Below are 16627 nucleotides of genomic sequence, written 5' to 3' on the forward strand. Positions count from 1 at the left end.
TGATTTTTTACATCGCTGTACTTGCAGCTTTCCTTCCCTGACGCTCTTCTTCAATACTTTGACTGGCCTCAATGGGTTTTACAGTGAGGGCTTTCCAATCACCTACTTCAAGTCCTTCGATCATTTCTTTTACCTCTGCTTTTTCTTCATCAGTGAAAGCGTCTTTGAAACCCTCTTCACGAATCAGGCAGGCGAGTAAAGTAGCCGACAAGGAGGCCGGCTGCTTCATAAGGATGGCACGTTGAAGCTCATCATCACCCAGAATGGCTTCTAATGTTTCTCTGTGGGAACCATCATAAGCCAAAATGACATGCTTTAATGAATATTCAGCCGTCTGCAATGTTACTCTAAGATCCTCTTCTGGCCTGAGCCAGCGAATCCACTCACCATATTCAGATAAATTATCTCTGATCGTTGCCAATCCATCCTCATTAAAATCAAAGTTCTTAATCCATATCTTTAGGCGCTCCTGACCCTGACCTAGTTTCCCACGAATAAAATTGAGATGTCGCTTTAGATCCTGAATCCTTTCATCCGAAAAATCTCCCTTTGGGAAAACTGTTTCTGCATCAATGACAAGCACTTCCTTCTCCCTGTCTCTTCGTGCGATACGAGCAGGGTCAATGAGATATTTCATGAACAGACAAGTCGATCGTCGTCCCATAAAAGTGCTCAATGTAAAATGGGTCCAACAATTCCTGTCACGACGGTCATGATGTTCTTCCATTCCTTTTTTCATCGTGTTAATATCACGAAATCCTTTAAATTTTCTATCCCCATTCAATGCAGTATTGACCGTTCCTACAATGTCCTGCATGCCATTGGGTACCCATTTTCCCATATTATTGGTTTGCAATCTGGAATAAGTCTCATACACACCCCTTTCATCTTCTATCAAAGGTCTTATCACAATAACATCAACCTGTGATTCAGCCAAAAGCTGAGCGGCCTTGACTAAATTATGACCAAACCAGATAAAATATTTTTTATTTCCACGATCATCCAAAAGTTCAACAGCAATCACCTTCTTGCGATCTGAAGAACGTTTTTTGAACTCAGGAATCCGAAACGCAGTGAGTCCCCAATAAACATTTTCCTGTGTTGGAATTAAATGTCTAATGTTAAGAACTTTGCTCTCTTCTTCTACACGGGTCGGTTTAACGACCCTGCCTTCCCCATCCTGCAAAGCTCCATTCTCAATGTTTCCCTTCACATTTCTCACGGTCTTTTCGGTAAAATCAACGCCAGGAATCACTGGATTCACAATTGAAATTTTCTCTTCGAAAATGAGTCTCGCCCAAGTTCTTTCAAAGTCTTTTTGAGTAATACCATAAGACATGGCTCTATCCTTCAAACCTTCCGCAGATAGGGCGAGTGTTTTTCCTAAGAGGGTCACTACAATCGCTTTTTGAGTCAACTCTGCAAAAGAAATGGCAAAAGTTTTAGAAATCATTTCAGCTTCGCCATCATTCCCATATAAAACTTGATCGTAGGTATAAGGTCTAAGCCATTGTTGGATTAAATCCTTAGCATCTTGAGCCTCGCCCACAGCCCTTCCGACAACTTCACGAATCGAACTTTGAATTCGAAGGGGGATAAACTCTCTTCCCTCTGAACGAACCCATCGGACCCAGGCCTCAGCCCCATCCGCCATTTCGGGATGAGAGAGAGCTTGAGGCATCCAAGAAAGCGAAGTCGTTCGTCCTTCGTGCTTTTCCTCCTCCCCAGCCTCATGAAGCGCCATGGAAAGAAGGGATTCAATTCCTTCAGATGAATTCAAGCGTTTAAGCGGCCACCGAGAACCATTCACCATAATACGCAAAATATCTCGACCCCCCTCATGCACAATCTCTCTTTGGGCATCCACATTTTCACCTAAATCTGCATATCGAATTTGAACAAGTTCTTGACCCGGATTATTTTGCTCTAAAGCCCCAAGCAGAGCTGTCATCATGCCATGATAAATTAGATGTCTTTTCTCACCCGGAGGTGGGGATCGACCCGGAGGAGTTTTGACATTTGCTTCGGATGCGAGAATCCCTTTCGCCATCCTAATCATTCCCTGCCTCAATTCAGCCTCAATACCTAGCTCATAAGACGTCCATTCATTCCAAGCCGGAGTCTTGAGCGTCTCTTCTCCAGAGGTTCCAGCTACCCGAGCGGCATCTCGTCGATACTGACCCAAACTCAGCTCATTACGACCTACAGAAAATGTAATTGGAGCACTTCTTAAAAAACGATCCATTATTTGACGATGTGTTTCTGGACTATTTTCAACTATTTTTTGAATGGCATCGAGAATTCTCACCTTTGCATTATTTAAGTGTGTTTTATCCCCCTCATCAAGATGATTCTTAGGACCTAGTGTCTCCATCTGAAGTAAGGTTCCCATTAAAACTTTTAGATAATCAGGCTCTAATCTTTTCCCCTCTTCTATAATTCTTTGAACCTGCCGCAAAATGCGAAACGCTGTAATATCCATGGAGTTCACATGAAACGAAGTTCCTGCAATATTGTCTCTGATGCTAGAAATATATTTCTTTAATAAACCAATATTTTCACCTTCTTTAAAAGTACGAGGTCCCAAAACTTTCTTTTCTAAAGAGGAAAGCCAGGCTGAATCTAAATGACGACTAAACTTCAGATTTGCTGCCTCCCCAAACACCCGATCCTGAAGTCCCCAAAGAAGGGCTGGGCCAGTGGCGTGATGACGAGATGCGTTATAGCGAATGAGGGCGAATTCGGATTCGTTTTGGCGGGACTCGGGAAGTTCTTGTTTGAGATAAGCGATGAGGCTCTCAGTTTCTGTTTTGTCATTTTCTACAGGCAAGCTCGAAGCTCGAGGCTCGAGGCTAGAGGCAAAAAAACCTTTTGCAACCTCTCTTGCTTTCTTTCCTGCCCCTCTTGTAAAAGTATGCACATTCAATTCAGGATAATCTTCTTGAATCCCTAAAAATGTCGGATCATTCGGCAACACCCGCTCACTTACCTCATGTACAAACGCAATATCACTTGCGACAACTGTATGAGTCAAATAAATAGAATCATCCCCAGCCGTAGTGCTTGGGAAACCGTGAATATAAGGGTTATCTTGAAGGACTTTGACTTTGGCCCCGCTCTTTAATAAAGATTCAACTGCTGTTTTCAACCCAGGAACCTCAGCTTCAATTCTTCCCAGCACCCTCTCATTCACAAAACCCTGATCCAAGGTCTCGGTCTTACCTCTCCACACAACTTGGGCGGGTTTTCCATCCTCTAAAAACAGCGCCTCACCTGATTGTGTACTCAATGTGATCACATTTTCCGCATCAGGTCCTGTTTGAGTCAAAGACCCAGTGTATAACTCAAACTCCTCCGACCCTCGACCTTCGACCTTCGGCCTTCCACCTTTTTGATAAACCTTGCCCATGAGTTGAACTAAAGGTAGAGCAGTTTCAGTCATTATTTTTCTATGAATTTCAGAAACTCCAGACGTTTGAGCTGGCTCCACCACAAATAATTTCAAACCAAGCGCTGTTTTATCGGGATCAGAAACTTCGTGAGAGCCGTATTGAACTCCAGGAATAGGAATTTCTTTGATTACTTTTCCTAAAGCTTCAGGAACAACATATCTAGCGTCTTCGACTGCATAGATGATTGGGCGATTCTGATGGAATGCTTCCCTTTCTCCAAGCAAAGGAATAATGGCACGTCCCCCGGTATTATTTGCAGGGATGTGAGCATAGAGAAAATTGACGGGGTGATCTTGCGGGATCCATTTATCAAATTTCCAGTAATCCGTTTTTCTAAAAATAACCTGTACAGGGAAACTTCTCTTTTCTTCTCCATGCGTCACGTAATTAAAATGACACTCAACTCCAGAATCTCCATTGGTTATTTCAAGACCACTGATCACATTTTTTTCAGCCAACCCCCTTAAATACTGAGGAAGCAATTCTGAATAATTTTGAGAATCATCTCCCTTATCAATAAAATAAAGATTGGCTTCTTTCACCACTCCTCTTTCCAATAAATCAAAAGCGAGAAGAAGCGGCATGTGATGACCTCCATAGCCAGGATAGGCAAGGTTTAAAGATCCCCCTAGAACGCTCCTCATCGCTTCATCCCCTGCAATAGCCTTTCCCATCGCCAATGTTCCCTGAAGCGACTTCCCACTTTGCGAATTTTCCATCGTCAATGTACGAGCCTGCAAACTAAATGGGTCAACGACCGATTGGGGTAAAGGCGACCCAAAATCTTCTCCGATATAATGAGCCTCATATTCATTGACAAGAGAACCCCTGACACTATCAAGGATTCTGGAAATTTTCATCGCCATCAGAACGAAAGGATTATTAAAATCATCTTCAGCTGCAATATTCCCCAATAAAGCATCTAAATGCCTTAAGTCCGTCGTTAAACCCAATAAGGCCTCTTGTGTTAAACCTGAACCGGAAGGCGCCTTCAATGTCTTTAAAGCTTGAGCATTGAGTCTCAAGAAGGATTCCAGCTCAGTAAAGTAATTAAAAAGAGGGGCCTCTCTATAAATTGGATTTGTTAGCAAAGAAGACTTTTCAACATGGGAAAGATCCGGATACGTAGGATTGAGATTTGTCAGAACAGTAGAAATAGACGTCATCAGGATCGATCGATCTAAAATACTCACTGTTCGTAATACATTCTGTGAAGAAAGATTTTGCTTTTCGATTTGCAGCGTCCTGACCACCTCAAAGAATTCAGCGAGGATATGGGTCGGGTCTATGCCTTCTCGGACAGTTACACTTGTGCAAGACCAGTTCCCTGTTTGGGGCAGACTCTCAACTTGAGTTTGGCTCCCCTCTTTAGTTAAAAGAGGGGCTGGGGGAGTTAAAACAATTTCGATACCCGATTTATCACGGAAAAATACTTGTAAAGCCTCGGCAAAGTTTTTCTGAGCCTCTGGACCCATTTTCTTTACAGCATCGCTCGCAAGAATTTTATTGATAACTTGTGTAAAATTTTTCCCTTGAGTATACCTCTCCACATTTTCATGAATCGCCCCCTGGGCAAAGATTTCAATTCCTTGAGGGCCCATCTCTTTAAAGTGATCATGGAGCACTCTGGGCACAAAGATTCTCCCATCTTCAGCACGGAAGAATGCAACCTGAACTGGAGCTTTGCCTGGCTCTGTAATTGTGAAAAAGGGTTCGCCTTCATCCACCACCACCACTCCCTGCACTCCTCCACCCTCTACCTCATCTGTCATAATTCCAAACTCTTTCAAGAATGGATCCGCTATATTCTCCGCCTCCCCAATAAACTCTGGGCTATTCTCTCGGGTCAATGTATTTCGGCCAATCGCATCCCCCAATTTATCCTCAATCGCATCAATCGCCCCATTCACCGCAGGCGTACTCACCGGATGTGACCCAGCGATGGTTTTGGTGGAGGTTAAAGCCGATAAATTAAGTATTGTGTCCCCGGAATTAGTGGATGTTGGAGTCGGTGAATTAGGTACAAGCCCACCATAGTAAAGTAGCCCTTCTATATCCAAATAACCGATCCATATTCGATCCTCTACGCTGATTCCTCCTTCTTCTAATGTTTCTTTTACAACATCTACATCGTGCGGCAGCATACCTGGCGGACTTCTTCTCTCATTATAGGGTTTATGCCAAATCAACAATCTGCCGCTATCTTTCAATACCTGGCGCAGATTAGCCCCGAACGTTTCAAGCACCCTTCGCGCCTTTTGGCCACCATCCCAGTACTCAGAAAGTTTTATTCTTCCTAAAATAGGTTTTATGACATTATTCAAGATATACGGCATATCCCAGGTTAAGCGATCCACTTTTTCAAAAAGAGGTTTGCCGTTTGTTACAACATTATCGTTTGTAACAGCAGTAATAGGCATACCGGCAATTTCAGCGGTATCCAGAATATTTGCTGTTTCCATATCGCTCAAACCTATGGCATAACCCGGCCGTTTTGTCCTAAGCCATAGGGCCCATGCTATAATCCCTGTTCCCGAACCAACGTCGAGTGCTGTGTGTCCTTTATTCAGATTAAGCTCAAGACCCGCAATGGCTCTGAAAAACACCTGTTTGGTTCTGACAGATGCAGAATGGGCGGGATGATAAATACCCGGAAACACGCGAAAGATCAGTTGATGAGTACCGGGTTTCTTTTTATATCGCTCATGATCATACTCATTCGGATTAAACTGGGAGATTGTCCATAACCCACCCTCTGATGACAGCTCAACGTAGACATAGGGCTTTGGCTTAAAACCGGGCTCGGTAGTATATTCGGTATGGCTTGCGATGTCTTTCTTAAGCGGATTTTGAGCATCAGGTGTATTTTTATACCTTTCAATGGCAGCTCGATCAGATTTCCATTGCTCTCCAAAATCTTTCCACGCCTTTTTTATTTTGTCTTCGGATGTCTGGCTGCCGAATTTTGGCACATCAAAATAATAAGGGCTTAAGTCAAAAAACTTGGCGTGTTTCAAAACATACGGCTTAAAACCGGCCCGTGTGGCGGTTATCTTTTCTTCCGACGTCCCTTTTAAAGCCTCTTTGATTTCCTCGAGATTAAGAATAGGAAATACCGCGATAAGTCTTCCCTCTCGGTAAAGCAAATCAAAATTCCCGACGGGGGCAAGCTCGTTATCTAATATTTCTATTCCTTTGGGAATGGAAAGAGGGTTGGCACGCTTATTGATTCGAATAGTTTTGATCGCGAGATCACCGAGATTCCGTTGGCTTATTTCCTCGCTTTGAGTTTTCAACAATTCCTCTGATAATCCCATGGTTTTCAAAAGATGTTCAAGTCTTTCCTTGACGTCATCCGCTTTTCCGATTTGGCCAGACGTTTCTGTCGCTCCCGGCAGCTTCTCCCTCACCCCTTCTGTGCCAACATGCTCTTGGGCGATCTCTCCTTCATTCTTATCATTCTTAGGCCTGACCGCAATTTCTTCGATGTCTAAAGTACTCATGGTATTCAAAATATTTTGAGCCGTAATCGGAAGACCTTGATGCTGCAAGGTATGAACTCTTTCCAGAAACTCAGCCAGAACGTGAGCCGGATCGGATTCATTAGAAGATTTAAGACTCGTGATCTGATTTTTTTGAATTGTTAGAGAAACATCAAATCGCTTAAAAAACTCGACTCGAGCATCGGAAGCAGAAGCATCCACTTGAATTTGATTAAGCGCAGAAATAATTTTCTGGTTCGTCCTCGCATTGACTTCGCTGATTTCATGAACACAGAGCTCGACCCAAGCCTCGTCAGACGCTTTATCCCAAAATTTCGCCGTTGTATAAACGCCGCCTTCATCATCTCTAAAAGCAACGATTTGGGTCGTTCGAGATTCTCCCTTCTTTGTCTCTGTCACTGTGAAAACAGAATCGCCTTTCTTGAGGCTCACACGCACTTCGGTTCCATCCGTCGAGGTGTAAGACAAATCCACCGCATCAAAAGTGGTGATGCTTTCCAGACCCTTGTCTCCTTCACCCGCAAGCCCTAAAGGTCTTAAAAAATAATCTGTTTTAGATTCGGTGCCCTTAAAGCGAGAATCATCTCTAGCGATCACCCGTCCTTGAATTCCCCTTTCCTTCATCTTGCCCAAAATTTCGGTGACTCTGTTTGAAGAAAGAGGATGTGTCCCGCCCGCGGCTTTGGTGAAAGTAGGTACTTGCACCTCTTCCATCATCTCCAAGCCCGGTTGCAGTTGAAAAACCCTATAGGAGGTGATATCCTTAACAAAGGAGGCAAAATTATGGAAAAACTGCTCCATCGCATTTCTGTCAATCCGTCTATCTGTCATGGCCAACCCTGCATCAGGGGGCACAGAATTATGGTACACCAAATCCTGGACCTGCTTTCGGCTGGGGTCAGCCCTGAAGAAATTACGGGGGAAGATTATTTCCCACAAATTACGATTGAAGACGTCTACGCCTCGATCGCCTATGCGAACCAGCTGGTCCAAAACGAAGAAGTACATTTCTACGAAGAAATAAAAGCCCATTAAGATGAAATTTCTCATCGATGAATGTGTTCTTGGAAAAACAACCAGGCTTCTTAAGGCCCAAGGCTTTTCACTGGTCACGATCCAAGAGTTAGGTAAATCATCTATCAGCAATGGAAAAGTACTTAATCTCTCAAAGGATCTTAAAACGGTTCTCATCACCGCAGACGTCGGGCTTGGAAATCTTTCGGTATATCCTTTGGGTACCCATGACGGAATTATCGTCCTCAGACCCCGATCCAATGATTTCCAAGCCATTGAAGATGTCCACACAGTTCTCACTCGACTGCTTAAGGAGCTTAAACCCTCCCAAATTGAAAAATCCCTTATCATTGTTGATCGCAACAAATATCGTGTAAGAAAATAGATCTCTTGATCCAAATGACTCGTCGTGGTTAGAATCGCCTCAACACTAACCTCCCTCTTTTGAACTTGTAATGTTCTGACCACCTCAAAAAACTCAGCGAGGATGTGGGTCGGGTCTACACCCTCTCGGATAGTCACACTTGTGCAGAACCTATTCGTCGGACTCCCCTCTTTAGTTAAAAGAGGGGCTAGGGGAGTTAAATTAATTTCAATTCCCTCCTTATCACGGAAAAAAACTTGTAAAGCCTCTGCAAAGTTTTTCTGGTCTTCTTGGCTCATCACCCTTACAGCAGGACTGGCAAGGATACTATTAACAACCTGTTTAAAATCTTTTTCTCGAGTATATCTCTCCACATTCTCGTGAATCGTCCCTTGGGCAAAAGCTTCAATTCCTTGAGGGCCCATCTCTTTAAAGTGATTATGAAGCACTCTAGGGGCAAAAATTCTTCCATCTTCAGCACGGAAGAGTGCAACCTGGACAGGCTCTTTCCCTACTTCCGTGACCGTAAAGAAAGGGTCTCCTGGAGAAAGGGTCAGAACCACGTCATCGGGTATTTCAATGGATCCAAATCCATCCACCACCACGACTCCCTCCACTCCTCCGCTTTTAATTCTATCTGTCATAATTCCAAAATTTCTCAAGAATGGATCTGCTATTTCTTCCACCTTCGCTATAAATTCATTATCTCGAGTCAAAGTCTCTCCTTTGATCCTTCCACCAGCTTTCATAACTAAATCAATCGCATTTGTCGCAGCATTAACCACTAAAGCATTCACCGGATGCGCCCCGCTCACGGTTTTGGTCTGAGTCGAAATGGTCGAAGTCGCTTCTTCGCTATTCGCAACGCTTAAAATGGCAAAGGTTGCTTCAGGGCCCCCAGGGAAATGTCGAATCTGAATGTGAGGAAAGAGGAGTTTCACACAACGGAAGTCACCACTGTACCTGAGAAGCCACCCGGCCATTTTAAATTGCGCAAAGACCTGTGCGATCCATTTTCTGACATGGGAGAGAAATCTTGCCAAGAGAATAAAATTAAAAAGACCTGCTGCAGCCGTCAAGATCTCGGGATGAATGTGTCCCATATATGATTTTCCAAGAAGAATAATGATAGGAACAATTAAACTCAAGCTCATTAAAAGAATGTCTGTTTTCCTCAAAGTAGAGTTAGAACTGCGCAGAACGGTTCTATCAAAACCCTTACCGTTGTGCATGAGGATAACTTTTTCATAGCTTCCGTCCGGTTTCCAATCCATTTGACGAACTCGAGTGGATGGCACCGCATCTAGATGTTCCTTTTCATATTTCTTAAGTTGATCAATCGGGCGCCCATCTGAAATGGCTTTGAGAACGTCCACTTTCTTAGATCTCAGAGGATCCCGATACGTCATGGGATCAGATGCAAAAATACGTACGGCCTCATTTCGTAATCTCGTGACATCTGAGAACAAGGTCAAAACATCTCGTGAGATCAAAGGACTGGCAAAATAAATTTCATCGCCCCCAATGCGAATGGAATTACTCTTTGGAGCAAAAAGTTCTGCCAAGGTAAAACCTGACTTTCCATTTACAACCTTACGAAGCTCTCCATTCACAATCACGAATGGCGTCTTATCAGACGATAAATCAGGGGCACTCAGACTTGGGTTTAATTTTTGAAATTGCGTGGATAAAAATTTGTCATCATAGAATGATATTTCTTCTCCGGCTGGGGGATCGGTGCCAGAAACTTTGTCGTAACAATTCTGCAAACTCATCACCTGCTCACTTCCAATCAATCCTGATAGAGCAGCTGCCTGATACATTAAATGAAGTTTTTGAGCCATTAAAACTTTTAGAAAATCAATGGTCAAATTTCGAAGGAGTTGATCGGTAGATAATTCATATTCTAGTTCCTTCATGAGATGAGGAGTGATGCCTTTACCTAACTTCACCTTCAAGTCCTTATTGGCCTCCACCAAACGCATCATTCGCTCATGAAATCCTGCATGATTTCCAAGCGCAAAGCCCTTTAAATCCGCGTACCCTACAAAAAACTGCTGCTTTTGATTTTTATCCTGATAGGCCTCATAGGCTGAAACGGCATTTGAAATAAAAGCCCTGGAACTCATGCGAAGGCTAACCTCTTCTTTAGATAAAAAACGAGGATCTTGAGAGAGAACACTGTATAAAGTCTCTCCAACTCTCTTTAAATTTTCAGAAACTTTGTCCATCGTCATATCCGTACTTAAAAGCTCCCCTTCTAAAGTCTTTAAAGTTGACTCGATTTCCTCGACACGCCTCGCTTGTTCCAAAACGCCGCTCCTGTAAAGGTTACCGTTATCCCCTTCTCCTATCTCCTTTCTCTGAGGAAATTCATGAAACACACCTAAAATCGATTCTCTAATATTAAATGCCCGTTCCAAAAGAACCAACTCGCTCACTATTTTAAACTGCTTTTCATCGAGAGAAGTTTGACCTCGATATTGATCATGTGAAAAACTGACATCCGTTGGCCCCGTTGAGCGAATCTTTGTTCCACTTTCTGAAAACTTTGTCCCTATCAATTCTTTACTCAGAATATTTCTTAAACTTTGTACGGATTCCCTTTGTTCATCGGTTGGAGTGATCTCTCCAAAAAGCTTTTCATATAGAAAATTTTCTTCCCCACGAATGACACGGGCCGAAACTTCAGAAAAAGCCCCCTTCGCAACAGGGTCTGGAAACCAAACAGATGATGTCAGTTTCAAGAAGTGCTCATGAATCAATTGATAAGTGGAGATGGCTTTGGAGATCCACTCCTCATCGTATTCTCGAGGAGCCAAGGGATAAAGATCCTGGAAGAGAGATGCAATATTGGCCTTAAACGAGGTCTCAATCGAGGAAGATTTCTGAACAGCGCAAACCCCAATCGCTAGGGTGATATTCGTCGGATACCTTCGAAAAGCATTTATGATGTCTTCTCTCGGATTTAGTTGGATCTCACTTTTGCGGGAAGGAGGCTCCTTTGAAAACGCCAACTGAAGGGCTTTTCCAGCCCTAGCACTATATTTTGTATGGACAACACCTTCTCCATTCACCAGGGAAATCCCATTAAAAACAATATAGTTTTCCTCTCCCTTCGTCCAACTTTGCAGGGCATGTGTTAACTCCCCTTTTAAGGCATCCACCACTTTAATCGTGGTCCAAGAACCTTGAGCCTGACTTTCAGTCTGTCCAGAATCTTCTCCTAACCGGTTACAATCGAAATTTCCACCTTCTGTTTCAGTAATATGCCAATATTCATCACCTATTTGATAAAGACCTGTTTCAGAACCATCCGCGCTTGTGAAAATTTTAATCTCACTGGCACGAGGTTCAAGCGCAAATTCAATGGACTTGAACGTAGAGGCATAGCCTTTACCATGAATAACTCGCCCTAAAATCTCTCTTGAAAGCTCATAAAACTTATCTTTAACCACATCCGCCTTGGCCTGGCTCCCTCCAAAAACAACATCGTTGAGATATTTTATCCCCCGCAGTCGAACCACAACAGACATTTTCCCCTCTTTCAGAGAATCTACCATCCTCCTAAAATTTTGATGAGGACGAAGGGCCCCCGCAAGAAGCCTATTCATCCTTTGAAGCACTTGGGAATCACTTTCCTCTTCGTTTTGTTTCAACACTGATCTCACATATTTCACAATATCATCATACGCAACTGGTTTTTCACTCGCAACTCGTCCTCTACTAAATTTTCTCAACAAATCTGCATACTCCATATAAATCAAATCCCATTTGTATTGCTCAAACAAAGCTCGATCGGCCTCGCTGTGACGTTTGAAAGATTTTAAAAACAACTTGTTCTGGAGCCAATGAGCCCCCCTATTGAGAGAGAGTCCCACAATAAACGCCGCAGGCAATGATAAAAAGATCGGAACTTGAATCACAACCCATCCCAGTAAAACAGCCGCAACTGGCAATGATGTCAATAGAGCAAGGCCTGTTCCAACCGCGAAAAAATAACGCCGATAGGCTTCAGGCCATGTCTTCTCATGAGCGCTGCCGAACACAGTGCCTATCACGAGTGGCCAGACTACCAGTAAGCCCATTACAGATGACACCGTTCCAAGGGTGGAACCACCCAAAACAATTCTCAAAACGATACCGGCCATAAACGCCACCGATCCCACACCCGATAAAACCCGATACCCTCCTAACGTCGCCCCCAACCTCTCCATCGGCAAATTCCAACCATATCTCGTATTTATCCACCCAATCACTTCCTTAGGAAAAATGTTCAGCACAGGAATAAAATAGGCCAGCGTCTCTATTTTGTGAGCCTTTTCAGCATGCTCAGGGCCAAAGATGGAGGCGGGAATGGGTGTACGAGCGAATCGACTTTTTAAAAGTAAAAGAAGAGCTAGTTGTTCTAAAAGACTCAATTCCTGAATACGCTTCTCTCGCCAATCGATAGAAACACTATCGATAGAAACACTTTGGTCAACATTTAACCCCGCCGCCCCAGCATTTGGCCCAATCGCTGTATTATGCGCAAAGATGCCGTTACCGATAAAATTATGCGTCCCTTCAACTTCGATGTCATAGACATGTTCATTTCCGATATATTCAATAGAAGCAATCGTGTCCCAAAGGAGATCCCCCTCACCCATTCCTCTCCCCGCTGGGGAGAGGGTAAGGGAGAGGGGCGTAACCACCGCCGCTTCAGCCAGTGTTCCAAAAGAGAAAAAGTTTGACAATCGTGAAATTAATGTGGTATCCTTCCCTCGGCAAGGAGATAATTGAATGTCAGGGAAAAAGCTATTTGATACAGATAAGTGGTTAGAACATAACCTCCAGAGGTTAGTCGATACACTTGCAGGAGAATATATCGTTGTAGCTGAAGGCAAGATATACCGCGGTGGAACACCTGCCCAGTTAAGAGAAAAAGCAAAGACAGAACACCCCAACGCTAAAATATTAGGCATGAGGGTGCCATCCCCACGAGATTTTATATGCGCCCTAAGCGCGCTATAAAGTTCTCTTATAAAGGTTACAAAAACATACCATGCCCCATTATCACCCTGGAATTGATGGGACGTCATGAGTGGTTTAGTGTCGATGCCTACGTTGATTCGGGAGCTTTCTATTCCATATTTTGCATTCAGGATGCAGAACTGATAGGCATTGATTATCAAAAAGGCAAGCAAAGTTTTGCAACGGTCGGCGATGGAAGTTTGATCCCAGTATACTTCCACGTCTTGCCCGTCAAGATAGGCAATATCTCCTTCAAAGCCACCATCGGATTCTCGCCCCGTCTTGGAGTAGGTTTTAATCTTCTGGGTAGAAAGGACATCTTTGGCCATTTCATAGTAACATTTGATGATGTTAAGAAAACCGTGATCTTCCTCCCTAGAAAATCCTAATCTCGGCACCGCAATCTCATCGCCCACCTGAAGCTGGCTCACTTTGATCCACTCGGAAACAGTTGTAAGTGGTAAATGGTAAGTCGTAAGTAGCTGATTCTCATCTGTCCATTCTCTTTCACTGACGACTGACGACTGACGACTGACGACCGTCTTTTTAAGGTACGGATGATTCGCTGTGGTCTTGATGCATCTACCGCTAACGGTTGTGAGCCTAAACACCGGCTTAATCCCCATATCGAGGAGTCCGATAATCTGATGAGGTTCAACCTGACCCGTGTTTTCATTGAGAGAGTAGGCATAGTCGCCAGGGTGAACTTGGACGATGGGGACTGATTGCGAAAAATAAACTTCGGCTTCTTCTTTTTCTCCTATACTTCTATTCTCTCGCTTTCTTAAAATCGGCAACCTTGTATCTGCTGTAACACATTTTCCTAGATCCGCTGCGAGACCAGGCCCACCAGGAACGACTAACGCTGGAGCGGGCGAGAGAGAACTCTTTAAAACCGTAGTAGAATGTAAAACACGAGCCTCAGCTACACTTAATCCCTGGACCTCTCCCGTCATTCGATCCACCTGAAAGATTTTTGGATCAATTTCAATTGCAGAACCTGAATTTCTGATGGGAACGAGGCATCTAAGATTTTCTCCATCACCTCTCACAGTTATTCCCTTTAAATCAAGTACATCCATTGCAGATGAGAATGATGAGGATGAGGATGAGGGGTCAAATCTCTTGTTGCCTAATTTTTCATATAATCGGCGCAGTCCCTCTCCCACCATTTGAACTTCCATACAAATTTTGCGATAAGGTTGATTGATTTGATCGGAGAGGGTCAAGAGATAGGGCATGAGGCTTTTTTTGCTCGAGGCTGACTTCTTGCTCGAGGCTCGAGGCTCGAGGCTCGAGGAAAAAATAGGAAGAGATTTATTTTCCGCCGTTTCTGTTTCTTCTTTTTCTTTTGTTTTTGTTTTTGCCTCGAGCTTCGAGCTTTGAGCCTCGAGCTCGTTTGATTTTGCTTCTAGCTTAATATTCTCCTCCACCCATTCCTCAAACGGCGTCTTCTCCCCCATCATCACTTTTTCATATCGATCGGAAGAGACGTTTTTAAATTGAGGGATGATAACAGCATACGAATAACCTGCTTTTTTTAGAATTTCGGTGAGTCCAAAGGTATGAAAGCCTCCCGTAATGATAATGCTGTAAGGAGATCGTTCCGATTTTAATTTTTCGAGGGCATGCGCCCCCATCACCTTGTCTCGTTCAAGAGCAAAGTCGTAGTAACGCTCGACCTTAGAAAGCGCTTCTTGTATATATTGTTCTACATTGATAGCAGGATTTTTTAAAGCTCCTTCGCTCGAAGCTCGAGGCTCGAGGCTCGAGGCAAATGCTCCTGCAGCTTTTGTTTTTCCTTCGAGCTTCGAGCTTCGAGCCTCGAGCTGCTTTTCATCGATTCCATACAGTTCTGACTGTTCTTTGATAAATTTAAAAATTTCAGGAATGATTTTAGTTTTTTTAGACTTGTAATCTTCATAGACTGATTTCTGAATCGATAAATCAGCCACATGAATGAGGGTGTCTACAAAAGAGGAATATCGGCATAGAGCTTTTTCTTCATCCGAATAACACTGAGAAAGAAGCGTCTGGAAGCCCAGCGTTTTCATTTCTTCAAATAATTCCAAGTCATTCACCGCAAGATCTGCTTTGAGATATTCCATGTAGGATTGAAGGGAAGGATAAGTCTTTAGAAAGCTCGAGGTTCGAGGCTCGAGGCTCGAGGCAAAATCTTCTGCAGGCTTTGTTTTTACTTCGAGCTTCGAGCTTCGAGCTTCGAGCGTCTTTACCCTCTGATAAAATTCTAGCGGCGGAATATCATTGAGGCGATAACGCAAAGTTAATTCCAAAAATTTTTCCATTTCCTCTTTATTGCCCTTGCCATCTAGAGAGGTTAGGAGTTTGGCCATTTCATCATGAAGTTTTTTCATGTCGACTTTGTTTTTTAAGTCAAGAACTTCAATATAGGCCTTCACCTCCATATAAGAACTCAAATCAATCCCAGCATCCTTGGCTTTCTTAACAAGCTGAGGGGCAAACTGTTCAAGTGAGATTTTATGTTGTCCATAATCACTTAATTGGCGGCCAAAATCCTTTGCACTTCCGGAATAAATATAGTCCTGAAGCCAAATAATCAAATCTCTTAAATGGACAAGATCCGTTTTCACTTCTTTTCGAAGCGGGGCCGTTTTCCGATAGGATTCATAATTCTTTAGATAGAGATCCACATCCTCTATTCCATTGATGTCTATTTTTTCCTCTCCATTGATGGCCTCAAACTCAGCACCGGAGAGCTCTCCCAAACTCATATAATAATCACTAACATCTTTTAGAACCTCTTTATCAGGGAAGGACCGAAAATTCTCAATCGGAACAGAACCTGAAGCTGCCTCTATATTAATCAGACTAATGCCATATTTTCGGGCTAGGTACTTCAACAATTCAGCCGTACTTTTTTGTGCATTATAATTGGAGTGTACATCCTGAAAGAGCAAAACGGTATGTTGGGCCCCTGTCGCTTCACCATGGGCAATAATGCTTCCTAATTCCTTTGGAATAAAAAGGTTAGGATAATCTGTTTCTTTAGGATAATTAAGACTAGGCGCACTTTCAGAAATAGACGCCCAAAGAAAGCCTTCATCTAAACAAAGAAAGGCCACCACTGTGATGGAAGAAATCACTTTTTTAAAGAAATAATATTTAAGCATCATTATACCAATGAGTTACAAAAATTATTTTATATAAGACAACACGTATTCGTTAGTTAAGACACGAAATATGAACAAATCGTCAAAAAAAATTATTATTATTTTGTTCTTCCAAATATACACTGCATT

General features: G+C 43.1%; 1 protein-coding gene. It reads right to left on the reverse strand.

Features of this window, described 5'->3' with window-relative positions; all coding sequences use genetic code 11:
• Positions 1 to 7: 7 nt before the first annotated feature.
• A complete protein-coding gene (locus HYS07_06535) occupies positions 8 to 16501 on the reverse strand; it encodes a hypothetical protein (GenBank protein MBI1870831.1) in 16494 nt (5497 codons plus the stop codon).
• Positions 16502 to 16627 lie beyond the last annotated feature (126 nt).

This window comes from Chlamydiota bacterium (assembly GCA_016178055.1).
Classification (GTDB): Bacteria; Auribacterota; JACPWU01; order JACPWU01; family JACPWU01; genus JACOUC01.